Below are 24,952 nucleotides of genomic sequence, written 5' to 3'. Positions count from 1 at the left end.
TATCTTTAAATCAATTATAAATTTATAAATTAATTAATAATTCTATAACACCATAAACAATATATACAGGACTTTGCCTGTATATATTATTAAGTTTTATCAAATTTAGTGGTTAAAACTATTTTTTAGTTTTAGTCGCTGTTTTCGATTTGTTTGCTGTTGTTTTAGTATCAGCTTTTTTAGCTGGTTGTTTTTTCTTACCTTCATTTAATGCTCGAATGCGTGAAGATAATGAGAACAAGCGAATAAATCCACCTGCGTGACTGTGGTCGTACACTTCATCTTCACCAAAAGTCGCAAATTCTTCACTATATAAGCTATTAGGTGATTTTTTCTGAACGGCTGTAGCACTTCCTTTATAAAGTTTAACGACAACTTCACCTGTCATATCCTCAGCCAAAACATCAGCTGCCGCTTGAATTGAACGACGGTATGGCGCAAACCAACGACCATCATAAACAACATAAGCCATTTCTAAACCTAACTGTTCACGCCATTTGAAGCTATCACGATCTAAAATTAACTGTTCTAAACCTCGTAATGCAGTCATCATAATTGTGCCGCCTGGGGTTTCATAACAACCACGCGATTTTATACCAACTAAACGGTTTTCAATAATATCAACACGGCCTACACCATGTTTAGCACCAATTTTATTTAAAGTCGCAACACAATTGTATGGTGATAATTTCTTGCCATTGACTGAAACCACTTCACCTTTTTCAATACCAATGGTGACAAGTTCTGGTTTATTTGGTGCATCTTCTGGTGATACTGTCCACGCCCAACAATCTGCATTGGCTTGATTCCATGTACTTTCAAGTACACCACCTTCTGTTGAAATATGCCATGCGTTCTCATCACGACTATAGATTTTTTCAACGGTTGCAGTTGTTGGAATTTTACGTACTTTTAGATAATCAATTAAAGCTTCGCGCGAACGCAAGTCCCATTCACGCCAAGGTGCAATAACTTTAAGTTGTGGAGCAAGTGCAGTATACGTTGTTTCAAAGCGCACTTGGTCATTCCCTTTACCTGTAGCGCCATGACATAATGTATCGGCACCCACCTCTAAAGCATATTCAACTTGCGCTTTAGCAATAATAGGACGAGCCATAGAAGTGCCTAGGTAGTATGTACCTTCATATAAAGCACCTGTTTTTAATACCGGGTAAACATAATCTTTAACAAATTCTTCTCGTAAATCGACAACTTTACAAGCTACTGCCCCAGATGCTTTAGCTTTTTTCTCAACATCTTTTAGCTCTTTAGGATCTTGACCAACATTAGCGACTAGAGCATAAACTTCACAATCGCCATAATTTTCTTTTAACCAAGGAATAATTGCTGATGTATCTAAACCACCTGAATAGGCTAAAACAACTTTTTTTGTTCCACTCTTTTTCATGTTATACCCTTTCTTAATTAACTTACGACAAATAAATGAGTTAAAGACGTTTGTTACTTACTTTAAATATAAATGACCAGTTTAATATACTGTCTGAATTATATTTAAGCAATAATTCTTGTCCCTGTTATTCCTGTTTTTCCATTAAATAAATCAATTAGTTTATCTGCTTGTTTCCAACTGGCTATATCAATAGGTCTACCTAATGCTTTAGCCGCTTCAAAAGCTGAATTTACTTTTACTACCATGCCATCGGTAATCACCCCAGTAGCAATTAAATTATCGGCATTTGATTGAGTTAATGATGCTATTAATTGCTTATTACCATCTAAAACACCAACAACATCAGAAAGTAAAATCAAATCAGCATCTAATGTTTTTGCGAGTGCAACCGCTGCATGATCGGCATTAACATTCATCATTTTACCTTCTTGAGTTATACCAATAGAACTCATAATGGGTAGATAACCTGAATTAAGTAGTAAATTTACTAATCTAGGATCGCCACTGCTAGCTTTCCCAACATAACCCAATTCTTCTGATATCTGTTTAACTTCAACACTATTACCATCTGCTAAACAGAGCCCAACGCTTGGAATAGCTAATTTTTTTGCTTCAGATAACAAGGTAGTATTGGCACTGCCTGCTAAACTTCCAACAATAACATCAATCTGATCAGCAGGCGTAACACGTAATCCATTTCGACGCACAACAGGTAAGGATAGACGGTCCATTAAAGAATCAACAACACTACCTCCACCATGAACAATAACAAGTGAACGTTGAAAATTTTTCTTATATTTACTAATCACGTCAAATAGATCACTTAATGCATCTTTATTATCGAGTAACACTCCACCAAGTTTAATAATTAATGGTTTCATTTTCATTTCCTATTGATTCAAATTAAGTTAATCATTTTAAAATTGAATAGTTTGCAAATTGTTAATAAGCTTGTCGCTGAATTTATTTCACCTAAAATAATGAAGTTGTTTCTTCAAAACCAAATCGAATATTCATACATTGTACCGCTTGCGCTGCTGCACCTTTTAATAAATTATCTTCGACCGCAATCAAAATAAGATGTCGCCCTTTTAACGCAAATCCAATATCACAAAATGGCAAATCCACTACGGACTTTAAAGCAGGCCAGGCTTTTTGATAAATTCTGACTAACGGTTTATTGTGATAATATTTATTTAAAGCCGCCAAAATATCATCTGATGTAACGCCTTCTTTTACAAGGCAAGTAATGGTGGCATGAATACCTTGTTTAAAACTGCCAAGATGGGGAGTAAAAATAACGTCTTGCTTTAAATGTGTGGCAATTTCAGGTTGGTGTCGATGTGTAAATAATCCATAAGCATGCAAGCTCACTTCACAAAATAGATTATTAAGTGAAGGTTTACGACCTGCACCACTAACGCCACTTACAGCATTAATAACAGGCCATTGCGTTTTATCTAGTAGATCTTCCTCAATTAATGGTTTTAACGGTAATTGTGATGCGGTGGGATAACAACCAGGCACTGCAATTAATTGTGCTTGTTTTATTGCCTTATAATTCCATTCTGCCAAACCATATACTGCTTGTTCTAACCATGTTTTATGTTGATGTTCAAAACCATAAAATTGCTTATAAAAAGAAGTATCATTAACACGAAAAGCACCTGATAAATCAATAACAGTGCAACCTCGCTCTAAAAAATAAGGCGCAATATTATGGCTAACTTGATGATCAGTTGCGAGAAAAACAACATCAACCTGCTCGATAAGGGAAGAATAATCATTGGTTGCAATTAAAGGTAAATCAACAATACCTTTTAATTGAGGATATAAATCCCGATCTGAGATACATTTTCCCCCATCTTGGCTATTTTCAGAAACAGTTAAGGCGATAATCTCGATATTAGGGTGCTTATTTAAATAATAAGAAAGTTTAGCACCTGCATAACCACTCGCTCCCACAATTATTGCTTTTAACATATTATTCCTTATTTATTATTTTTAATAATAGACATATAGTAGGATATTTATTATATCAACACAAGCAATAAAATGAATTTTTATTCACTTTTTATGAATTTAATTTCATTTTTAATTTAATCTTTAGCAAACAATTTGGACAGTATAGCGGTTTATGCCACCTAAGACGTTAAAAGATAGATATTTTAGCGTGATTGTATGAATCATCACTCAATTAAAATAAGTGATGTCTAAGAAAAAATTAGAAGTGATACTAAAAAGATCCTGTCGGATAAACACGACAGGATTTTAAAATTATCTTAATTGAGTTGCAGAACGTAACATTGCAATGAGTAATTCCCAATAACGAATTACACTTTGGATATTAACTTTTTCATCAGGTGAATGTGGTGAAACAATGGTTGGACCAATCGAGATCATATCCATGTTTGGATAAGACTGCTTAAATAAACCACATTCTAATCCAGCGTGGATAACCATAATCTTCGGTTTTTGCGAGAAGATTTCATAATACTTATCTTGTGCTAACTGTAAAAGGCTCGAATTTAAATTAGGTTCCCAACCGGAGTATCCCCCTTTTATTTCGTAATTCGCATTAGCTAATTGACTAAGCGAAATAAGTGTTGAAACAACGGCATCTTTTGCACTATCAACTTGTGAACGAATTAAAAAATGAACATACAGTTGGTTATCCTCAATATTCACAATCCCTAAATTTAATGAGGTTTCAACAACACCCTGCAATTGATCACTCATTCGCACTACGCCATTTGGTGCCGAATTTAACCAATTGATAATTTTATTTTGATGTTCTGTCGTTAAAACGCGTTTAATCTTATCGGATTTAACTTCAGTTAAGGTAATTTCAAGGTTTGGCTCGACTTGTCCTAATTCATTTTGTAATGTCGATTTGTATTGATCAATAATAGATTCAAATTTAGATAAATCATCTTTACTTAAACTGATTTCGACAAAAGCTTCCCGTGGAATTGCATTACGGAGTGAACCACCTTTAATATCAGCGAGGCGAAATGAAATATCTTGCGCATATTCAGCTAAAAATCGCGCCATTAATTTAATTGCATTACCGCGCCCTAAATGTATATCACAACCAGAATGCCCTCCTTTCAACCCTTTAAGGGCGATCTGCATATAACAATCATGTTTTTCAGGCATAACGGCATAAGTCACAGCGAAAGTAGAGGTAAAATCGACCCCACCAGCACACCCAGTAAAAATTTCGCCTTCATCTTCAGAATCAGTATTAATCAAATAGTGACTTTTTAACCAATCTGGTTGCAAACCAAATGCACCATGCATACCTGTTTCTTCCGACGTTGTCACTAAAACTTCAATTGGACCGTGTTCAATGGCAGGATCGACTAAAACAGCTAGAGCTGATGCTAAACCAATACCATTATCGGCGCCAAGTGTCGTTCCTTTTGCTTTAACCCATTCGCCATCAACATAGGCTTCAATAGGATCGGTAAAAAAATCATGGACTGTGCCTTCATTTTTTTGTGGAACCATATCCATATGAGCTTGCAATGCAATTGATGGGCAATGTTCCATCCCTTTAGTTGCAGGTTTTGTTAACAAAATATTACCAACTTTATCAAGTTCACAATGGATGTGATGTGAATTGGCAAAATCAACTATATATTTAGTTATCATTTGTTCATGATGAGAAGGATGTGGAATCTTACAAATATCATTAAAAATCTGCCAAACAAATTTTGGCTTTAGTGTAGATAGCATAATTTAACCTCAATATTATGTCATTAATGAATTAATGAGTGGTTTTTTTTGTCTAATCACTCTATAATAAGGTGCAATTTTACATCTATTTCAAGCCCATTAATATTAATTTATTAACGATTAAAATTGCAGGTTACTCATGTCAATAGAACAAACACTAACAGAAGAAGAAATTCAAGCTAAAAAACAACATAAAGCAGAACTCATCGCTGAAAAAGAAAAATTCAACGTAACATGGGAAATGCTACAATCCTATGGTCGACAACTTTCAAAAAGATTATTACCCGCAAACCAATGGAAAGGCATCATTGCTGTTAGTCGTGGTGGTTTAGTTCCTGCTGCGATTCTTGCTCGTGAACTAAGTATCCGTTATGTCGATACTGTTTGTATTTCAAGTTATGATCATGATCATCAACGCGAAAAGTTAATCTTAAAACAAGCAAATGGCGATGGTGAAGGTTTTATTGTCGTTGATGATTTAGTTGATACAGGTAATACAGCTCATACTATTCGAGATATGTATCCTAAAGCACGCTTTGTTACTATTTTTGCCAAACCAGCAGGTAAACCATTAGTTGATGATTATATTGTGGATATCGAGCAAGATACTTGGATTGAACAACCATGGGATACTGGCGTGATGTTTGTAAAACCGATTAGTGACCACAAATAATAAGGATACTAAGGTTGTGATAACAAATACCGAAAACCTATCAGAAAAGATCTTTAAACCACAATATGATTATCCTGAAACAACCACGCTGGTCAATCGTATTGATTGCAGCGAAGGTAACAGTGTTAGCCCATTAGATGGTGAAGTTGATTCAAAATGGTATCGGATTGTTAATCCTATTTTATGGTATTGGCGTGGTTTACCCAAATTAGAGTTGGAAGAAGTACTATCAAAAATAGCTGCCTCGACCAAACGCCATACCAATGATAACTGGTTAGATTCAGTCATTGGTTATCAACCAGGTAATTGGATTTATGAGTTTTTGAATCAAGCAGCAAAATGGCAAGCCAAAGCGGATTCTATCGATAAATCCAATTTAACTGAAGATAATAAATCTAAATTAAATCAATATTATTTGATTGCTAGTCAATATTGTAGTATTGCAAGCTATCCTCATTTTAAAAATGATGAGCTAGCTATGTATGCGCAAACATGTGCTTACCAAGCTTATCATAAGGCATTAAGCTATTCACCATTTACAAGCAAAGAATTGGAATTTAACGTCGATGGGCGTAATGTTAAAACAATTTTACATTTACCACAAAATTGTGATGGTGTATGCCCTGTCGTCTTAGTATGTAATGCATTGGGTAATTTACAAATCGATTATTACCGATATTTCAGTGAATTTTTAGCACCAAATGGACTAGCGATGTTAACAGTCGATTTACCAACTGTTGGTTTTAGTCGTAACTTCGCTTTAACACAAAATAGTAGCCAAATTTACCAAGCTATTATTGAACAGCTTTCAAACATTCCTTGGATTGATAGTAATCGTGTTATTGTTGCGGGCTTTCGATTTGGCTCACATATTGCAACGCGTTTGGCTTACTTAATGCCCAATAAAATTAGAGGGTTATTTAATTTCACGCCGTTTGTTCATGAAATGTTTGTAAATAAAGAATTACAAAAAAGTCTTCCTAATGTTTATAAAGACATGTTAGCAAGCCGCCTTGGATTACCTTGTGTATCAAACCAGCAATTAGCAGCAGAATTAAATTATTTTTCGCTTAAAAATCAGGGTCTTTTGACCCATGCTTGTTCTTTGCCTGTTATGAATATTGTTTTTGAAGGTGATAAATTAAGTAGTATTAATGAAGCAAAATTAATTCATTCAACTAAGCAAAATAAAATAGTTACAATACAAAAAACACCATTACAAAAAAACTTACATGATGCTCTAACGCAATCGGTAAAATGGATGGAGACTATTTTGTAATACATTATTTTAAAAAGAGTATTGTTATGGACAATAAAAAACAACAAACTGTAGTGGTTAAACTTGGTACCAGTGTATTAACTGGTGGCACGAAAGAATTAGATCGTGCTCGAATAGTTGAGTTGATTCGACAATGCTCTCACTTACATCAAGCCGGACATAAAATTATCATTGTGACATCTGGGGCAATTGCTGCAGGTCGTGAATACCTAAAATTCCCTACTCTTCCTAATACTGTCGCTTCAAAACAATTGTTAGCATCTGTTGGACAAAGCAAATTAATACAACTTTGGGAACAATTATTTTCGATTTACAAAATTTACATTGGGCAAATGTTACTAACCCGAGCCGATTTAGAAGATCGTGAAAGGTTTTTAAATGCTCAAGATGTCTTAAAGGCAATGTTAGATAACCATATCATTCCTGTAATCAATGAAAATGATGCTGTCGCTACTGCCGAAATCAAAGTTGGAGATAATGATAATTTGTCTGCACTAGCGGCTATTTTAGCCCAAGCAGATAAACTTATATTATTAACAGATATCGAGGGCTTATATACAGCCGATCCGAGATCCGACAAAAATGCAAAATTAATCGCAGAAATTGAACATATTGACGATCATTTACGTAGCATCGCAGGGGATAGTGTTTCAGGTCTTGGCACCGGAGGCATGAGCACTAAAATTCAGGCAGCCGAAGTGGCAGGTAGTGCAGGAATAGAAGTCATCATTGCGGCAGGAAATAAAGAAAATGTGATAATTGATGCCGTCAATAATCAATCGGTTGGTACGCGTTTTTTACCACAAAAAACCCCATTAGAACATCGTAAGCATTGGTTATATGGCGCGCCAAATGCTGGAAAAGTGATACTAGATGACGGTGCTGTCAACGCGATTTTGAATAATGGTAGTTCACTCTTACCTAAAGGAATTGTAGCGGTTGAAAAAGATTTTTCGCGTGGAGAAGTCATTGATATCTGTGATAAGTCAGGAAAACGAATCGCTAGAGGTGTAACTCGTTATAATAGTGATGCATTAAAACAAATTGCAGGACACCATTCTCAAGAAATCAACCAAATCATTGGTTATGAATATGGCGCTGTTGCTGTACATCGTGATGATATGTTAATTAAATAACCTATAAAAATATTATATATAGAGGCAAAAAATGTTACAACAGATGGGAAAAGATGCAAAACAAGCTTCATATCAATTATCACAATGCCCTACTGCCATTAAAAATAAAGTGTTAAGTAGTATTGCTGATTTACTCGAAAAAAACAGCACAATCATCCTTAATGCAAACAAAAAAGATATTGAACTCGCTAAACAACAAGAATTAAGTGAGGCACTACTTGATCGCTTACTTTTAACCCCAGAACGGCTAGCCTCTATCGCAAATGATGTACGTAAAGTCGAATTATTAACCGATCCAATCGGTCAAGTCATTGATGGCTCAACCTTAGAAAACGGATTAAAGTTACAACGTCACCGAGTGCCGCTAGGCGTTATCGGCGTAATTTATGAAGCAAGACCCAATGTAACTATCGATATTGCAGCATTATGTTTAAAAACAGGCAATGCCACAATATTACGTGGCGGTAAAGAAACTATTCACACCAATACCGCTATTATAGCGATTCTTCAACAAGCATTAGAACAAGTTGGACTGCCCAAAACCGCGATACAATTTATTGATAATCCTGATCGTAAATATATCAATGAACTACTAAAGCTCGACCGATATGTTGATATGATTATTCCACGTGGTGGTTCAGCCTTGCATAAATTGTGTCGTGAACACTCCACTATTCCAGTCATTACAGGTGGAATTGGTGTTTGTCATATGTTCATGGATGAAAGTATGGATTTTGATTGTGCATTTCCAATAATTATTAATGCAAAAACCCAACGTCCAAGTACTTGTAATACACTTGAAACATTACTTGTTCATACTAATATTGCCGATACATTTTTACCCAAACTTAGTCAAATCATGGCAGATAATAACGTAATATTACATGCCGATGCTGATGCATTTAAAATTTTAGAAACAGGCGTTGCCAACGTATTTCCTGTTGAAGATGCAGAGCTTCGTCAAGAATGGCTATCAAAAGATTTAAATATTGTCATTGTTGATTCGCTAACCATGGCTGTTGAACACATTCGCGAATATGGCAGTGGTCATTCCGAAGCTATCTTAACGCGTGATTTAGCTAATGCCGAACAGTTCGTTAATTTAGTTGATGCAGCAGCGGTTTATGTCAATGCATCTACTCGCTTTACAGATGGTGGACAATTTGGCCTTGGTGCTGAAGTTGCCGTAAGTACGCAAAAACTGCATGCGCGCGGACCAATGGGACTTGAGGCATTAACGACTTATAAATGGATAGCTTTTGGTGACGATTTGATTCGTCAATAGTAAGATAGTAAAGGCTGTTCGGCTTGTTTGCCGAACAGTTTTGAATCGTAAATAAATTAATCAAAATTACGCATTAGTAGTGCATAATTTAGGTCAATTTCTTCCGGAATTGGGATATAAACAATATGTCCATCACCAAGACCTGCTGGAACAGGTTGCCCTTTTTTATTTTCCATTCGTTCAATTACAAAATTTTTATTGCCTTTTGGCGTCATCATTTCCACACTATCGCCTACCGAAAACTTATTTTTAACAATCACTTCGGCAAGACCATTTAAACGTTCACCGCTAAACTCACCAACAAATTGTTGCCTTTCTGACACTGAATGACTATGCACATAATTTTGCATATCTTCGTGTTTATGACGGCGTAAAAAGCCTTCAGTATAGCCTCGATGCGCTAAAGAATCCAATTCAGCTAATAAGCGAGGATCAAAAGGTTTACCTTCACTTGCTGCATCAATAGCTTGACGGTAAACTTGAGCAGTCCTTGCACAGTAATAAAAAGACTTAGTGCGCCCTTCAATTTTTAAAGAATGAACACCGATCTTAGTCAAATCACCGACTAACTCAACAGCTCTTAAATCTTTTGAATTCATGATATAAGTGCCATGCTCATCTTCATAGGCTTGCATATATTCACCTGGGCGCCCAGATTCTTCAAGCATAAAAACCTGATTAGTGGTTGGTCCAATACCTAAAGTAGGATCAATTTGCTGAACTGGTATAGGTTCACATTTATGCACAATTTGCCCTATTTCATCCTCTTTGCCTTCAGATACTTTATACTCCCAACGACACGCATTAGTACAAGTACCTTGATTTGAATCTCTTTTATTAATGTAACCGGAAAGCAGACAACGCCCTGAATAGGCCATACACAGTGCACCATGAATAAATACTTCAAGCTCCATTTCAGGTACTTTTTCACGTATTTCAGCTATCTCATCGAGTGATAATTCACGCGATAAAACTACACGGGTTAATCCCATTTTTTGCCAAAATTTTACTGTCGCCCAGTTAACGGCATTCGATTGCACCGATAAATGCACTTCCATTTCAGGAAAATGCTCACGAACCAACATAATCAATCCTGGATCTGACATAATAAATGCGTCAGGCTTCATATTAACGATTGGTTCTAAATCTCGAATAAATGTTTTTAATTTTGAATTGTGTGGCGCAATATTAACAACCACATAGAATTTTTTACCCTGTGCATGGGCTTCATTAATCCCGATAGCTAAATTTTCGTGATTAAATTCATTGTTACGAACGCGCAAACTATAACGTGGTTGACCGGCATAAACCGCATCGGCACCATAAGCGAACGCATAACGCATATTTTTTAAAGAACCAGCAGGAGAAAGTAACTCTGGTTTTGCATATAAAAGTGTCATTAAAAAATGCCTCTGATTTCAAGTCAGTATTACTTATCAGTAATAGGTTAAGCAAAATAGGTGGGCATTTTACGCTTAAGCGGATCGGTTGGCAAATTTATGTGAATCACTTAATTTAGATAAATGATTTTAAGCATCATGTAAGAATATTTTGTAAAAATCACTTAAAAAAATATAACATCAATCATATATTGAAACATATATTCTAACTTATTGTTAAAATAATAAATATATTACCCAATAATGTGACGTAGCTCACATCAAATTATAACTACGCCCAATTTTATTAAACTTATAACTTATGATTTTTGGGCAATGTTACATAGCTTTAAACTCATCCTAAGATTAAAATTAGCCGAATTCAAATTAATGCTATTTTCAAAACAAGGAGGATTTTAATGACTGAACTGATCAATTGGTACGGTGCACTAATAGGTTTGTTTTTAGCTATTTTTTTAATTTTGCGTGGTATAAATCCTGTTTATTCACTATTCTTTGGCGCTATCATTGGTGCTTTTATTGGTGGCGCAAACTTACTTCAAACAGTATCGATATTAACTAGCGGTACACAAAGTATTATGGGAACGGTGATTCGTGTATTAGCTGCAGGTATTTTAGCTGGTGTGATGATGGAATCGGGCGCTGCAGAAACGATTGCCCAAGCAGTGGTACGAAAATTAGGTGAGAAAAAAGCATTACTCGCTTTAGCGTTAGCAACAGGAATTATTACCGCATCAGGTGTCTTTATACCTGTTGCAGTATTAATCGTAGCCCCTATCGCACTGTCAGTCGGCAATAAAATGGGCATATCACGTTTAGCACTTTTATTAGCACTATCTGGAGGTGGAAAAGCAGGAAATATTATTTCACCAAACCCAAATACTATAGCCGTTGCAAATGGATTTAATTTAAGTTTAAGCGATGTGATGATAGCTGGTTTCATTCCTGCAATATTTGGGTTAATGGCTACAGTTGTTATTGCTTCATTAATAAAAAATAAAGGCGACAAAATCGCGACTCAAGAAGTGCTAATGTTAAAAAATAATACTGAGGAAAAAACCAATAATCCTTCATTAGGAAAAGCTATTGTCGCCCCCGTTACTGCTATCTTATTACTAATGCTAAGTCCAATTGGTAATATTTTTCATATTGATTTTTTAACTAACTTAAAACTAGATGCATTATATGTTTTACCTATTGCCGGTATGGTTGGTATGATAGCGATGGGTCAGCATCGTAAAATTGCGCTGTACACTAAATCAGGTATCGATAAAATGACGCCGACTGTACTTATTTTGGTTGGAGCTGGTGCTATAGCGGGATTAATTGGTTCATCTAACCTCGCTAAACAAGTCATTGATATTATTGATTCTATGGGAATATCAGGTTATTACCTTTCACCAATTTCAGGTATTTTAATGGCTGCAGCAACCGCTTCAACATCAACAGGGGTAATTCTAGCAACCGGTACATTCGGTACAACCATTACTGATTTAGGAATACCAAGTATAAGCGCTGCTGTCATGATGCATACCGGTGCAACGGTAATTGACTCCTTACCTCAAGGTAACTATTTCCATGTCACTGGTAATAGTATGAACATGTCAATTAAACAACGTATGAAATTAATTCCTTTTGAAGCACTTGTTGGTGGCACGATGACAATCGTCGCAACAATTTTATATGACTTTATTATTTAATATCGGGATATTATGTTATGAAACAAAAAACATTTGTACTTGCACCGGATTCTTTCAAGGAAAGTATGACTGCAAAGGAAGTTTGTAAAGCAATGGAATCAGGTTTAAAAAAAGTATACCCTGATGCAAATTTTATTCATGTTCCTATGGCTGATGGTGGTGAAGGAACAACACAATCCTTAGTTGATGCAACAAATGGTACGCTTTATTCTTGTCAAGTAACAGGTCCTTTAGGCGATAAAGTAACTGCACATTATGGAATATTGGGTGATAAAACTACTGCAGTTATTGAAATGGCTTCTGCAAGTGGCATTCAATTAATATCAAAAGAAAAACGTAACCCGTTGATTACCACAACTTACGGTACTGGTGAATTGATTCTAGCTTGCTTAAAACATGACGTAAAGAAAATCATTTTAGGTATTGGTGGAAGTGCAACTAATGATGGTGGAGCTGGAATGGCTCAAGCTTTAGGGGTTAAATTCTATGATAAAGATCATAAAATATTAAGCAAAGGTGGTGGTGCGCTAGCTGAATTGGTAAAAATTGATGTGACTGATATAAATCCAGCACTAAATACAGTTCAGTTTATAGTTGCAAGTGATGTAACTAATCCATTATGTGGAGAAAAAGGTGCTTCAAACGTTTTTGGTCCACAAAAAGGAGCTACCCCTGAAATGGTCAAACAATTAGATAACAATTTAAAACATTATGCCTCGATTATCCAATCTCAACTCGGCAAAGATGTAGCGACTATTCCTGGTGCAGGGGCTGCAGGTGGATTAGGAGCAGGATTAATGGCTTTTACTAACAGTAAGATGGAACGAGGCATTGATATTGTTATCCAATACAGTGGCTTAAAAAACAAATTAAAAGGTGCCGATTTTTGTTTCACTGGCGAAGGTGGTATTGATTTCCAGACAAAATTCGGAAAAACACCTTATGGTGTTGCACAAGTTGCTAAAGACTTAAGTATACCTGTTATTGCATTAGCGGGTACTGTTGGTAAAAATATTAATGAACTATATCCGGAAGGAATTGATGCAATTTTTGGCATCATTCCATGTGCTGCAAATATAGAAGATTTATTGGATTCAGGTTTTTGCAATATTGAACGAACAAGTGAAAATATAGCTCGTTTAATTAATATTGCTCAACTTAAAAACAAAATCTAGGCAACATCCGAAAATAAGTAAAAAGGATAGAGTAAACTAAAAGATAAAATTTAGTTAAACTTTATCCTTTTTTATAAATAAAATTTTCTTTATTAATATAGTAAAGATATTATCGTTTTCATTTTAGAAAATAATTTACATAACTTAAGTTGATATTATTACAATAAGTTTTATACAAAATGCAATTTAGATCCAATATTTTAATGGCTATTTTATTATTAATCTTTTAAGGTATTTGTCCTATGAAATCTAATAATTTCACGCCAACTCTTGCTCAATATATCGTTGAAAAAACAATGAAAATTATCGAGCACAACGTTAATGTCATGAATGGCGAGGGTAAAATTATTGGTAGTGGAGATTTGGATAGAATTGGACAACTACATGAAGGCGCAATGCTTGCCATTTCACAAAAAAGAGTAGTAACCATCGATTCACCTACAGCAAAAAAACTTAAAGGAGTTAAGCCTGGCGTCAATTTTCCACTTAAATTAAACGATGAAATCGTTGGCGTAATCGGCATCACCGGCGAACCGACTAAAATCACACAATTTGCTCAGTTAGTTTGCATGTCAGCCGAAATGATGATGGAACAAGCGCAATTACTTAATCAATTATCACAAGATAATCGCTTAAAAGAAGAATTTATTTTATCCGTAATTCAATCAGAGAATACTGTAGTAGATGTGACAGAATGGAGCAGAAAACTCAATATCGATCTTTCTTTACCGTACGTTGTTGTGATTATTGAGGTTGATAGCGGTCAACTAGGCATACAAACTGCCATGAGTGAATTACAATATATACAAAATGAGATAATTAACATTACTAAGAATAATCTTGTTGCAATAAAATCATTAACAGAAATTGTCATGTTGATGCCGGCACTGAATAAATTTAATCGTTGGGATCTTGCTAGTCATAAACAAAAATTAGAACAATTAGTAAGTCATATCAAATCTTCCAGTAAATTCCTAGTGAGAATTTCATTGGGGAACTATTTTCATCAAAATAAAGATAGGATTGTCCGTTCCTATCAAACAGCTAAAACAGCGCTGTTAGTCGGTAAACAAAGGATGCCACAATGTCGTAACTTTTATTATCAAGAACTTATTTTACCTGTATTACTTGATAGCTTAAATCAAGATTGGCAAGCTGAAGAGTTACTATCACCTTTGAAAAAATTACAATTAGAAGACTCTAATGGAGTACTACAAAAAACACTTTCCACTTGGTTTTGTCATAATTTACAATATAACAAAACTGCAGAAGCATTATTTATTCATCGCAATACATTAGAGTATCGTTTAAATAAAATTGCGGCTTTAACAGGATTTAATTTGGCCAAATTTGACGACCGAGTGTTACTTTATATTGCCCTGCAACTAAATAAATAGATGCTATAGGTTCAAATTTAATAAAAAATGATTAATGATTTGGACCAATTAAAGGTAAATATTCTTGCCAACGATATTCTCTAATTGGCATCGGTTTAGCATCTTTGAAATAGAGAACTAAAGCGGGTTTAATGCCATTCCAATTATCGACAAATTCATAATGAATAAGCATACCATCTTGAATTAATTTTTTTGCTTTTGCATGATAATTGAAATATGCCATAAGTTATTTTCCTTTCTGTGGTCAATACTAAGTGGTTTTTTAGTAATTATAATTCAAACTTGAATCAACGTTACAGAAAAAACATGAATTGTGTGATGCCATCAATAAAAATAACAAGCATACTCACAACATAAAACAAGACCTAAAATTAAACTCAATCAATCACCAAAACAAGTTAATACCTATGACAGAAATGCCAAAGTTACACCGATGTTAAACCCACTCATAAAGAAGATTTATTCTAACTGTATATTCTAAGTATATTCCAAGTGTTTTAATTTTTTGAGTGATTAATTATTTAATTTATTGATTTTCTAGATGTTTTAATGGAGGCGCGTCCCGGAGTCGAACCGAGGTAGACGGATTTGCAATCCGCAGCATGGCCACTCTGCCAACGCGCCGTAGGGGTCTATCTGAATAGGTGGCAAATATTAGCATTGCCTTGTTTAGACGTCAAGTTTAAATAGACTATAATTACAGCAGTCATGTGTTTTGGGGTTAAATTTTTAAAAATAGAATTTATCTGTGAAAAAAGATACGCAATAACGTATGTTTTAAAAAATAGTGGCTAGCCCATACCGATGCAGTTCTTGGTCATTTTTCCATTCTTTACTCACGCAATAAATTTTGCACTTATATGCAAATTATTTCCTAAAGTCACTTTTATTTTCAATATAAAAATCAGATTAAATACTTTTAAATCAAATAAATAAATTAAATTCCTATCCTCTTATCTGATGTGGTATGGCATTTGCAATTGAAATTGTAATAACAACTATTTTGGTTTTATACCATGGAGGAAATGGATGAAAAAAAAATTAATAAACTCAGAACAAATTAAAGCGCATTTGAAAGATGGCATGTCAATTATGTTTGGTGGATTTATGGGATGTGGCACACCTGAAAAAATCGTCCAAGTCATTCTAGATTCAGGCGTTAAAAATTTGACTTTAATTGGTAATGACACCGCCTTTGTCGATACTGGCGTTGGTCCGTTAATCACCAATAATCGCGTAAAAAGATTAATCGCCTCACATATTGGTACGAACCCTGAAACCGGAAAAAAAATGATTGCAGGTGAAATCGACGTTGAATTAGTTCCACAAGGTACGCTTGCTGAAAGAATTCGTTCTGCCGGTGCTGGTTTAGGTGGCGTATTAACCCCAACTGGTGTTGGAACAATCGTTGAAGAAGGTAAGCAAATTTTGACCATTAATGGGGTTAAATATTTGTTAGAACTCCCTATCCATGCCGATTTGGCAATTATTCAAGCTTATCAAGGCGATTATAGCGGTAATCTTGTTTATCAATACTCAGCTCGCAATTTCAATCCTTTAATCGCAACAGCCGCAAATACCGTAATTGCTCAGGTGGATAATTTACTCGAAATTGGTCAAATCGACCCAGATGCCGTTATGACGCCAGCAGCACTTGTTGATTACATAGTCAGTTCTGATAATTAAGGAGAATCATAATGGATAATAAAGAGTTAATAGCTAGACGTGTCGCACAAGAACTGAAAGATGGCGATGTCGTTAATTTAGGAATTGGTTTGCCAACTCAAGTAGTGAATTACTTGCCGACAGATGTTCATATCACGTTGCAATCGGAAAATGGTTTTTTAGGCTTAGGACCCAAAACAGTTGATCATCCAAACATTGTCAATGCCGGAGGACAACCTTGTGGCATCATCGCAGGTGGTGCGACATTTGATAGTGCATTTTCTTTTGTATTAATTCGAGGTGGTCATGTTGATGCATGCGTGTTAGGTGGTTTAGAAGTTGACCAAGATGCCAATCTAGCCAATTGGATGGTACCAGGCAAAATGGTACCCGGAATGGGCGGAGCGATGGATTTAGTCACAGGCGCTAAAAAAGTGATTATTGCCATGGAGCACTGCACTAAAAATGGCGAAGCAAAAATATTACGCCATTGTACTTTACCACTCACCGCCAAAGGAAAAGTAAACATGATTGTTACCGAACTTGCGGTATTTGAGTTTCGCAATGGCCAGCTTTACTTAATAGAAATGGCAAATGGAGTCGATTTAGCCACAATCAAAAGTAAAACACAAGCTGAGTTTTTAATTGCTGAAAAGTTAAAAACCATGTCAATTGGTCATGAGGAGTAATGCAATATGATCTCTCGATTATCAAAATATACCACGAGTTTAGTTAGCAAATATCTACCTGATCCACTCATTTTTGCATTATTACTTACCTTTGTTATCTTTTTTATGGCATGGGGATTAACCGATTCACAACCTCTTGGCTTAGTTAAAATGTGGGGAGATGGTTTTTGGAACCTACTAGCATTCGGTATGCAAATGGCACTGATTGTTGTGACAGGCCATGCTTTGGCAAGCTCTCCCCCAGTTAAAGCCATTTTAGTCTCAATTGCTTCATTGGCAAAAACCCCAACACAAGCAGCCATGCTTGTTACTTTTGTTGGTTGTATAGCCTGTATTTTAAATTGGGGATTTGGATTGGTTGTAGGCGCTATGTTAGCCAAAGAAGTGGCAAGACAAGTGAAAAATGTTGATTATGGTTTGTTAATTGCATGTGCCTATATTGCTTTCATGACTTGGGGGGGTGGTTTATCAGGCTCGATGCCATTAATGGCTGCTACGCCGAATAATCCTGTTTCTCACTTTATGGTATCAGAAAGTAATCCTCAAGGGATTATCCCTATTTCACACACAATGTTCTCGGCAAGTAATATTTTTATTACAGTCATGTTAGTCATTTGTTTACCGATCTTAGTACGTTTTATGATTCGTAAAGATGATTCGATTCATACTGTTAATCCAGAATTACTGGCTCCTGAACCTGATTTTCAGAAAAAGATCGACCGCAAAACAGCAACAGCAGCTGAAAAATTAGAAGAGAGCAAAATATTATCGTTATTGATCGGTGTACTAGGGATTAGCTATTTAGCCATCTATTTTTACAATCATGGCTTTAACATTACCATCAACACGGTCAATCTAATCTTCTTAACTGCGGGGATCTTATTACACCGCACACCAATGGCATATATGCGCGCGGTGTCTAATGCAGCTAAAAGTACCGCAGGAATCATCATTCAATTTCCATTCTATGCAGGCATCCAGTTAATGATGGAACACTCAGGTTTAGGTGGATTAATTACGGAATTTTTTATCAATATTGCTAATAAAGATACCTTCCCAATTTGGACCTTTTTCAGTTCAGGCATCATTAACTTTGCTGTGCCTTCTGGCGGTGGGCACTGGGTTATTCAAGGACCGTTTGTCATTCCTGCTGCTCAAGCGTTAGGTGCAGATTTAGGTAAATCAACCATGGCCATTGCCTATGGTGAACAGTGGATGAATATGTTACAGCCATTCTGGGCTTTACCTGCTCTTGCAATAGCGGGATTAGGGGTACGAGACATCATGGGCTATTGCATGACAGCCTTAATCTTTACTACTCCAATATTTCTCATCGGTTTGTACTTTTTTTGATTACCAATAAAAGGATGTAAATTATGAAAAAAGCAGTAATTGTTAGCGCCACCCGAACAGCAATAGGCACTTTTAATGGTTCATTAGTATCAGTTGGTACTATTGAATTGGGTGCAATTGTCATACAAGAAGCGTTAAAACGCGCAAAATTAGACGCCAATTTAGTTAATGAAGTGATTATGGGGAATGTATTACAAGCCGGTTTAGGACAAAATCCTGCTAGGCAAGCAGCGTTAAAGGCAAATATTGCTAATAGGGTTCCTGCTTTCACCGTCAATAAAGTGTGTGGTAGTGGGTTAAAATCAGTTGAATTAGCCGCACAAAGTATTTTGGCCGGTGACAACGATATCGTCGTTGCCGGTGGGATGGAAAACATGTCACAAGCGCCCTATTTAATCAACAGCAAAGCTCGTTGGGGATTAAAAATGGGAAATGCCGAACTCTATGACACTTTAGTTAACGACGGTTTAACTTGCGCAACGCATCATTACCATATGGGAATCACAGCAGAAAACGTTGCTCAGCAATATAATATCACTCGCCAAGAGCAAGATCAGCTTGCGTTACGTTCTCAACAGTTAGCCTCTCAAGCAATTAAAAATGGAATGTTTGTTGATGAAATAGTGCCAGTAACCGTGAGTAGCCGTAAAGGGGATATTATCTTTAATCAAGATGAACATCCTAAATTTGATGCCAGTTTAGAGGCATTAACTAAACTCCGCCCTGCTTTTAAAAAAGACGGTACAGTGACGGCTGGCAACGCCTCAGGTATCAATGATGGTGCCGCCGCATTAGTTATCATGTCGGAAAGCAAAGCCAAGGAGTTAGGGCTAAAACCATTAGCATATATCCGTAGTTACGCATCAGGTGGAGTTGCTCCTAGTGTTATGGGATTAGGACCGGTGCCTGCAACTCAATTAGCGCTACAAAAAGCTGGACTAAACCTTTCTGATATTGATTTAATCGAAGCTAACGAAGCCTTTGCCGCTCAGTTTTTAGGCGTTGGTCGAGAGCTCAATCTTGCTCTTGATAAAACCAATATCCATGGTGGAGCTATTGCACTTGGTCATCCTATAGGGGCAAGTGGTGCACGCATTTTAGTCACTTTACTTTACTCAATGATTCATCATGATAAGCAATTAGGTCTTGCAACCCTATGTATTGGTGGTGGATTAGGCACTACGGTCATTATCGAACGTTATTGAAAATAAAGACAATCTAACATGTAAATAATTAATAATTAGATAAAAATTGGTGGTTTAGGCGATCATTCCTATTCCACCGACCTTGTGAGCACGAGTGATTTAATGCATAATCACTTACAGGAATAAAAATTAAATTTAAGATAAATATATAACAACTATTAAAAATAATGGATGATTAAGGATATCAAAGTATTTATGCCGTCTAGTTTTTTCAAAAAATTATACCCCGATAAAATTAGCGCGCGTATCTTTTTATTGGTTACGTTACTTTCTTGCTTTTCTATAATTATCTTTGCCGTATTAATCGACAAAGAAGGTCGCAATCTTCTTAACCAAGAAAAAAGTCAAAAGTTATACGCTATTAGCCAAATGCTTGATCTATTATTGGATGATGCTTACCATAAAATTGACACAAATCTTTCTCATCAACAGCAAATCGAACAAATAAATCAATATCTTTCACCTAAAATAGAACCGCTCTTAGCCAATATGCCTAAAATTGCTGCTGGCTATTATCATAAACAATTAGATGCAATTGTTGTCTATGCCCCTAAATCAGCTTATGGAAACAATGTAGGCAAACCAATAGCTGCTTCGCATAAAGGGCGAGAAGTAATGAATAGCGGTCATAGTATGGTTGATATTGGTAAACAAGTCAGAGGCAACATCATGAATGCCATGATACCCATTGTGCGTGATAATCAAATTTTAGGCTATATTTGGGCAAATGAAACGATTGATGACATTGAAAAACAAACTTTCGTTTTTGATAAAAATGTGATTATTATCAGTATTTTGTGCATGTTAAGTTGCATTTTAATTGCCTGGATTTTATCACAAAAACTCAATTCGGATATCGATGTCATTAAACATGGATTGCATGCATTACCCTTTGATCTTACCTTACATCTGCCTGCGATACGTGGCGAATTAAATGAAATTGTCACTGGCATAAATAATCTTGCCGAAACATTGAGTAAAACCAAAACAATCAATGAACTAATCTTAGAAAACAGCTTAGACGGAGTCATTACTATCGATATTAACGGTGCAATTACCATGCTTAATCCTGCCGCTGAAAAAATGACCGGATATCAATTAAAACAAGTTTTGGGTAAGCCCTACTCAACATTATTAGATGATAAAGAGTTTAAAAGTCCACTACTTGATACTTTATATAACGGCATTGATCATAATAGTGTGGAAGTCGACTTTCCGGTGTCAGGTCAGGTTATCAAAATTTCGTCTAGCACCAGTCACTTAAAAGATCATCAAGGCAATATAATTGGCGCCTTAGTCATTTTTAAAGACATTACCGAACAAAAAGAGATTGAAAAATTAATACAACAAACAGAACGACTTGTGTCATTAGGCGAATTAATGGCAGGTGTTGCCCATGAAATTCGTAATCCTTTAGCGGCAATACGCGGTTTTGTGCAATATTTGCAAAACAATATCAGCAATAGCGAAAAGTCTGAATACATCACAATTATTCTCAACGAGGTGGATTCAATTAACCACGTGATACAACAATTACTAGACTTTGCAGCCCCATCAAAAAACTTTTATAGTTCAATCAATATCAACCACTTAATCGAAGAAGTGTTAATATTGATAAACACTTCACACCGTTCAAATAACATTGATATTGAGCTTTCGCTTGACCACCAGTTATCTACCTTATATTTGGATAAAGAGTTAATTAAACAAGCATTATTAAACTTAATTATTAATGCCATTCAAGCAATACCAGCGCAAGGCATTATACAAATCTCGACAAAATTATCGAGTAATCAAAAGTATCAACTGATTTGTATTAAAGATAATGGTGAAGGTATTCCCGAAGCACTATTTAATAAAATATTTAACCCTTTTTTCACCACAAAACTATCCGGTACTGGTTTAGGATTGCCCATAGTACAAAAGATTATTGCCTCTCATAAAGGTAAAATCACAATTAAAAATAATGTGAACAGTACAGGTGTTACTGTTGAGATCGCACTACCTATTAATTAAAAATTAAGGATCCTATGTCAGAAAAAATTTTAATTGTTGAAGATGAATTAAATTTACGAAAGTTATTAAGTCTTTTGTTATCAGAACAACATTATCAAGTTGTTGAAGCAAGCAATAGTGAAGAAGCGATCGCTATCATCAAACAACAACACATTGATCTTATTTTGTTAGATAATCGTCTACCAAAGATGAGTGGTCTTGAAGCATTAAAAATAATTAAAGCAATAAATCCTGATATCTATGTTATTTTAATGACAGCTTATGCCAGTGTCGACACTGCTGTTGAGGCATTAAAACTCGGTGCTTATGATTATATTGTTAAACCATTTGACTTAGACGAACTAAAAGCGTTGATTTGTCGTACACTTGAATTTAGTCAAGCGCAAAAAAATGGCATTTCGCTAGTGCCACAAATTGAATTAGCCAATTCTGATAATAAAGAGCATATATTAACCAATAGTTTAAATATGATGGAGTTGTGCCGTAATATCGCAAAAGTATCTCAAACCAATACCACCGTCCTGATTACCGGAGAAAGTGGCACAGGTAAAGAGTTAGTTGCGAAAACAATTCATTACTACAGCACCCGATCAACAGGTCCATTTATCAAAATCAATTGTGGTGCTTTACCTGAAACATTGCTTGAAAGTACACTATTTGGTCATGAAAAAGGGGCATTTACTGGCGCTTATCAGCGTCAAATTGGTTTATTTGAACGTGCGCACCTTGGCACGCTATTTTTAGACGAAGTTGGCGAAATGTCGACTAATCTACAAGTAAAATTACTACGAGTTATTCAAGAAAAAGAGTTTGAACCGCTGGGTGGAAATAAATTAATTAAAAGTGATTTTCGACTAATTACAGCAACCAATCGTAACTTACAAAATTTAGTTGAAACAGGAAAATTTCGACAAGATCTGTTTTATCGTTTAAATGTTATGAGCTTAGATTTACCGCCATTACGCGAAAGACAAAATGATATCATGTTATTAGCACGCTATTTCGCTAACCAATTTTGCCACGAACAAAATAAAGCCTTATTGGATTTTTCAATTGATGCGGTAGAAGCACTGAATCAATACGCATGGCCGGGTAACATCCGTGAATTAGCCAATGCCATTGAATATTCGGTGATTATGTCAAATGGATTATTTATCTATGCTAACGATTTACCTGCACAAATAAATGCCAATAAAAACATGCATGATTTAACGGTGAATTTTAAAGATTCTGACTCACCAAGTACCACCTTAAAAGACAAAGTGAAAAATTACGAAAAAGAGCTAATTATTAACGCATTAAAACGCCATAATGGTCATCGTGAAACTACCGCAAATTCGTTAGGTGTTAGCAAACGAACGTTACTTTATAAAATGCAAGAATATAAAATATTTGAAAAAATACACTGATTATTAAATACATTAGCATATCTCGCTAATTGTTACCTTAGTAGCAATATTTTTAAAGCACTTTATCAAATGCTCATCTCATTTTCGCTTTCAGTTAACAATAAGATAAAATCAAAATAATTTGCATGAATATGATTAAGTGGTATTTTACCCATCAACAGCATCAATAAAACTTATTTTATCGAGTGCATCAACGTGAAATAATTAAATCACATTTAGAATAGATAAGATTTAATTATAAATTTTTCAAATTTATACACTAATTTTGTATACTCAGAATATGAGATTTGAACATTGAGGTGGGTAATGATTGATTTAAAACTTAGGGAAGTGAAAAAAGATCTGTCCGCAAAAGAACTTGCTGTGGCAACGTTTATTCAAGCAAACACCGATGCATTAAAAAATATGAGCATTCAATCATTAGCTAAATTAAATCAAGTTAGCACCAGCACCATTTTGCGTTTGTGCAATAAATTAGGATATAGTGGTTTTAGTGATTTTAAAGTCGATCTTATTTCTTCCCTCCCCCGAAAACTCAACACCGATGTGTTACAAGATGACATCAATCTTAATGATTCCCTGCAAGATGTGAATAATAAAGTCCAATCAATGGAAAAATCATCAATAGATGAAACCCACTCGATGATTAATTTGGAATCATTAAATAAAGCTATCGACCTAATCATAGATAGCAATAAAATTATTATTTTTGGCGCAAGTAGCAGTGGATTAGTTGGTAAGGAATTAGAATATCAACTCATTAAAATAAAAAAAGATGTCAGCTGTCATTTCGATTCCCACATTCAAAAAAGTATTGCTAATAATTTAGACGGCAATGATTTAATTATTATTATATCGCACTCAGGTGAAACACCGGAATGCATAGACTTACTTAAGTTAGCTCAAAAAAACAATGTACGTTCTATTGCAATAACTAAAATGGGACAAAGCCAGGTATCATCGCTTGCTGAGGTAATTTTACATACCACATCAACCGAACATGTTTCTCGCTTAATTCCTATTCGTTCCAAAATATCACAAATTTCGGTAATCAACATGCTAGTCACGAATTTGTTTATACGTAAATATGATGAACGCTTGTTACAACAAATCCTACACCGTGAAGAACGAAAATATCCACATTAATAAAACAATGATCAAACAATAAACTAATGTTTGATTAGCCTACCTAATTAATCACTATTAATCATATTGATAGTGAATTTTATCACTTTAACTATGCCACTATCTAAATTGCAATTTACCAAGCCCAAAACACTTTTTTTTATAAATATGATCGAGTTCACAAATTTTTAAAAATTTAAAAAAAAGAGATGACTTACATCGCACATAGATGTAATTTTATTACTAAATATAAAACACATAAAAGTAATATTATTACTAAAAAGCTAAAGGAA

General features: G+C 35.2%; 19 protein-coding genes, 1 tRNA gene and 1 pseudogene. 14 read left to right on the top strand and 7 right to left on the bottom strand.

All coding sequences use genetic code 11. The features are described from left to right. Positions 1 to 190 precede the first annotated feature (190 nt). The 4 genes and pseudogenes from J3U57_RS06460 to J3U57_RS06445 all read right to left on the bottom strand — a co-directional run. Positions 191 to 1,408: pseudogene (locus tag J3U57_RS06460) on the bottom strand (argininosuccinate synthase); the annotation flags it as partial. Between the two features lie 104 nt (positions 1,409 to 1,512). Continuing rightward, positions 1,513 to 2,292: an acetylglutamate kinase gene (gene argB, locus J3U57_RS06455; RefSeq protein WP_267344218.1), complete on the bottom strand. Its 780-nt coding sequence runs from the start codon at positions 2,290 to 2,292 to the stop codon at positions 1,513 to 1,515. A 91-nt stretch (positions 2,293 to 2,383) separates the two neighbouring features. Then, positions 2,384 to 3,394 carry an N-acetyl-gamma-glutamyl-phosphate reductase gene (gene argC / locus J3U57_RS06450; protein WP_267344219.1) on the bottom strand — a complete coding sequence of 337 codons (1,011 nt, stop codon included), beginning with the start codon at positions 3,392 to 3,394 and terminating at the stop codon, positions 2,384 to 2,386. 294 nt (positions 3,395 to 3,688) lie between these two features. After that, positions 3,689 to 5,152 carry an aminoacyl-histidine dipeptidase gene (locus tag J3U57_RS06445; protein WP_267344220.1) on the bottom strand — a complete coding sequence of 488 codons (1,464 nt, stop codon included), beginning with the start codon at positions 5,150 to 5,152 and terminating at the stop codon, positions 3,689 to 3,691. A 139-nt stretch (positions 5,153 to 5,291) separates the two neighbouring features. Between J3U57_RS06445 and gpt the strand changes: the two genes are divergently transcribed. Genes gpt through proA form a run of 4 tightly spaced genes read left to right on the top strand, consistent with a single transcriptional unit; the run spans position 5,292 to position 9,525 of the window. After that, entirely contained in the window at positions 5,292 to 5,825 is a 534-nt protein-coding gene (gpt, locus tag J3U57_RS06440) for a xanthine phosphoribosyltransferase (protein WP_082209453.1), read from the top strand. Between the two features lie 16 nt (positions 5,826 to 5,841). Beyond that, complete coding sequence (locus tag J3U57_RS06435; RefSeq protein ID WP_267344221.1) at positions 5,842 to 7,104, top strand: alpha/beta hydrolase; 1,263 nt, start codon at positions 5,842 to 5,844, stop codon at positions 7,102 to 7,104. A 26-nt stretch (positions 7,105 to 7,130) separates the two neighbouring features. After that, on the top strand, positions 7,131 to 8,240 hold the full coding sequence (gene proB, locus J3U57_RS06430; protein WP_267344222.1) for a glutamate 5-kinase: 1,110 nt from the start codon (positions 7,131 to 7,133) through the stop codon (positions 8,238 to 8,240). A 31-nt stretch (positions 8,241 to 8,271) separates the two neighbouring features. Then, positions 8,272 to 9,525, top strand: a complete 1,254-nt coding sequence (gene proA, locus J3U57_RS06425; protein WP_267344223.1) for a glutamate-5-semialdehyde dehydrogenase — start codon at positions 8,272 to 8,274, stop codon at positions 9,523 to 9,525. 56 nt (positions 9,526 to 9,581) lie between these two features. On the opposite strand, the gene yegQ is transcribed toward proA, so the two are convergent. Then, entirely contained in the window at positions 9,582 to 10,925 is a 1,344-nt protein-coding gene (gene yegQ / locus J3U57_RS06420) for a tRNA 5-hydroxyuridine modification protein YegQ (RefSeq protein WP_267344224.1), read from the bottom strand. A gap of 398 nt (positions 10,926 to 11,323) precedes the next feature. Between yegQ and J3U57_RS06415 the strand changes: the two genes are divergently transcribed. The 3 genes from J3U57_RS06415 to J3U57_RS06405 all read left to right on the top strand — a co-directional run bounded on the left by J3U57_RS06415 (position 11,324) and on the right by J3U57_RS06405 (position 15,197). Next, positions 11,324 to 12,625 (top strand): GntP family permease, encoded by a 1,302-nt coding sequence (locus J3U57_RS06415; protein ID WP_267344225.1) that lies wholly within the window; start codon positions 11,324 to 11,326, stop codon positions 12,623 to 12,625. A gap of 17 nt (positions 12,626 to 12,642) precedes the next feature. Continuing rightward, positions 12,643 to 13,800 (top strand): glycerate kinase, encoded by a 1,158-nt coding sequence (locus J3U57_RS06410; RefSeq protein WP_267344226.1) that lies wholly within the window; start codon positions 12,643 to 12,645, stop codon positions 13,798 to 13,800. A 242-nt stretch (positions 13,801 to 14,042) separates the two neighbouring features. Then, positions 14,043 to 15,197: a sugar diacid recognition domain-containing protein gene (locus J3U57_RS06405; RefSeq protein ID WP_267344227.1), complete on the top strand. Its 1,155-nt coding sequence runs from the start codon at positions 14,043 to 14,045 to the stop codon at positions 15,195 to 15,197. A 31-nt stretch (positions 15,198 to 15,228) separates the two neighbouring features. On the opposite strand, the gene J3U57_RS06400 is transcribed toward J3U57_RS06405, so the two are convergent. Further along, the gene (locus J3U57_RS06400) at positions 15,229 to 15,420 is read right to left on the bottom strand and encodes a hypothetical protein (RefSeq protein WP_267344228.1); all 192 of its coding nucleotides are present in this window, start codon (positions 15,418 to 15,420) and stop codon (positions 15,229 to 15,231) included. A 327-nt stretch (positions 15,421 to 15,747) separates the two neighbouring features. Continuing rightward, positions 15,748 to 15,821: transfer RNA gene (locus J3U57_RS06395), tRNA-Cys, on the bottom strand. A 405-nt stretch (positions 15,822 to 16,226) separates the two neighbouring features. On the opposite strand from J3U57_RS06395, the gene atoD reads away from it, so the two are divergent. The 7 genes from atoD to J3U57_RS06360 all read left to right on the top strand — a co-directional run bounded on the left by atoD (position 16,227) and on the right by J3U57_RS06360 (position 24,680). Beyond that, positions 16,227 to 16,883 carry an acetate CoA-transferase subunit alpha gene (gene atoD, locus J3U57_RS06390; RefSeq protein WP_267344229.1) on the top strand — a complete coding sequence of 219 codons (657 nt, stop codon included), beginning with the start codon at positions 16,227 to 16,229 and terminating at the stop codon, positions 16,881 to 16,883. An 11-nt stretch (positions 16,884 to 16,894) separates the two neighbouring features. Next, positions 16,895 to 17,551, top strand: a complete 657-nt coding sequence (locus tag J3U57_RS06385; RefSeq protein ID WP_267344230.1) for a 3-oxoacid CoA-transferase subunit B — start codon at positions 16,895 to 16,897, stop codon at positions 17,549 to 17,551. A gap of 6 nt (positions 17,552 to 17,557) precedes the next feature. After that, positions 17,558 to 18,904: a TIGR00366 family protein gene (locus J3U57_RS06380; RefSeq protein WP_267344231.1), complete on the top strand. Its 1,347-nt coding sequence runs from the start codon at positions 17,558 to 17,560 to the stop codon at positions 18,902 to 18,904. Positions 18,905 to 18,927: 23 nt separating this feature from the next. Beyond that, a complete protein-coding gene (locus J3U57_RS06375) occupies positions 18,928 to 20,109 on the top strand; it encodes an acetyl-CoA C-acetyltransferase (RefSeq protein WP_267344232.1) in 1,182 nt (393 codons plus the stop codon). Positions 20,110 to 20,280: 171 nt separating this feature from the next. Further along, entirely contained in the window at positions 20,281 to 22,125 is a 1,845-nt protein-coding gene (gene atoS, locus J3U57_RS06370) for a two-component system sensor histidine kinase AtoS (protein WP_267344233.1), read from the top strand. A gap of 14 nt (positions 22,126 to 22,139) precedes the next feature. After that, on the top strand, positions 22,140 to 23,534 hold the full coding sequence (locus J3U57_RS06365) for a sigma-54-dependent transcriptional regulator (RefSeq protein WP_267344234.1): 1,395 nt from the start codon (positions 22,140 to 22,142) through the stop codon (positions 23,532 to 23,534). 306 nt (positions 23,535 to 23,840) lie between these two features. Next, positions 23,841 to 24,680 carry a MurR/RpiR family transcriptional regulator gene (locus J3U57_RS06360; protein ID WP_267332641.1) on the top strand — a complete coding sequence of 280 codons (840 nt, stop codon included), beginning with the start codon at positions 23,841 to 23,843 and terminating at the stop codon, positions 24,678 to 24,680. The last annotated feature ends 272 nt before the right edge of the window (positions 24,681 to 24,952 follow it).

This window comes from Gilliamella sp. B3464 (assembly GCF_026536145.1).
Classification (GTDB): domain Bacteria; phylum Pseudomonadota; class Gammaproteobacteria; order Enterobacterales; family Orbaceae; genus Gilliamella.
This window is presented reverse-complemented; position numbering and strand designations above follow the sequence as displayed.

What these genes read in the sequence shown, in the direction of transcription:
- atoD (WP_267344229.1), top strand. Translation starts at nt 16,227, where the DNA reads ATGAAAAAAAAATTAATAAACTCAGAACAAATTAAAGCGCATTTGAAA.
- J3U57_RS06380 (WP_267344231.1), top strand. Translation starts at nt 17,558, where the DNA reads ATGATCTCTCGATTATCAAAATATACCACGAGTTTAGTTAGCAAATAT.
- proB (WP_267344222.1), top strand. Translation starts at nt 7,131, where the DNA reads ATGGACAATAAAAAACAACAAACTGTAGTGGTTAAACTTGGTACCAGT.
- J3U57_RS06410 (WP_267344226.1), top strand. Translation starts at nt 12,643, where the DNA reads ATGAAACAAAAAACATTTGTACTTGCACCGGATTCTTTCAAGGAAAGT.
- atoS (WP_267344233.1), top strand. Translation starts at nt 20,281, where the DNA reads ATGATTAAGGATATCAAAGTATTTATGCCGTCTAGTTTTTTCAAAAAA.
- gpt (WP_082209453.1), top strand. Translation starts at nt 5,292, where the DNA reads ATGTCAATAGAACAAACACTAACAGAAGAAGAAATTCAAGCTAAAAAA.
- J3U57_RS06385 (WP_267344230.1), top strand. Translation starts at nt 16,895, where the DNA reads ATGGATAATAAAGAGTTAATAGCTAGACGTGTCGCACAAGAACTGAAA.
- J3U57_RS06400 (WP_267344228.1), bottom strand. Translation starts at nt 15,420, where the DNA reads ATGGCATATTTCAATTATCATGCAAAAGCAAAAAAATTAATTCAAGAT.
- proA (WP_267344223.1), top strand. Translation starts at nt 8,272, where the DNA reads ATGTTACAACAGATGGGAAAAGATGCAAAACAAGCTTCATATCAATTA.
- J3U57_RS06405 (WP_267344227.1), top strand. Translation starts at nt 14,043, where the DNA reads ATGAAATCTAATAATTTCACGCCAACTCTTGCTCAATATATCGTTGAA.
- argC (WP_267344219.1), bottom strand. Translation starts at nt 3,394, where the DNA reads ATGTTAAAAGCAATAATTGTGGGAGCGAGTGGTTATGCAGGTGCTAAA.
- J3U57_RS06365 (WP_267344234.1), top strand. Translation starts at nt 22,140, where the DNA reads ATGTCAGAAAAAATTTTAATTGTTGAAGATGAATTAAATTTACGAAAG.
- J3U57_RS06445 (WP_267344220.1), bottom strand. Translation starts at nt 5,152, where the DNA reads ATGCTATCTACACTAAAGCCAAAATTTGTTTGGCAGATTTTTAATGAT.
- J3U57_RS06360 (WP_267332641.1), top strand. Translation starts at nt 23,841, where the DNA reads ATGATTGATTTAAAACTTAGGGAAGTGAAAAAAGATCTGTCCGCAAAA.
- argB (WP_267344218.1), bottom strand. Translation starts at nt 2,292, where the DNA reads ATGAAACCATTAATTATTAAACTTGGTGGAGTGTTACTCGATAATAAA.
- J3U57_RS06375 (WP_267344232.1), top strand. Translation starts at nt 18,928, where the DNA reads ATGAAAAAAGCAGTAATTGTTAGCGCCACCCGAACAGCAATAGGCACT.
- J3U57_RS06415 (WP_267344225.1), top strand. Translation starts at nt 11,324, where the DNA reads ATGACTGAACTGATCAATTGGTACGGTGCACTAATAGGTTTGTTTTTA.
- yegQ (WP_267344224.1), bottom strand. Translation starts at nt 10,925, where the DNA reads ATGACACTTTTATATGCAAAACCAGAGTTACTTTCTCCTGCTGGTTCT.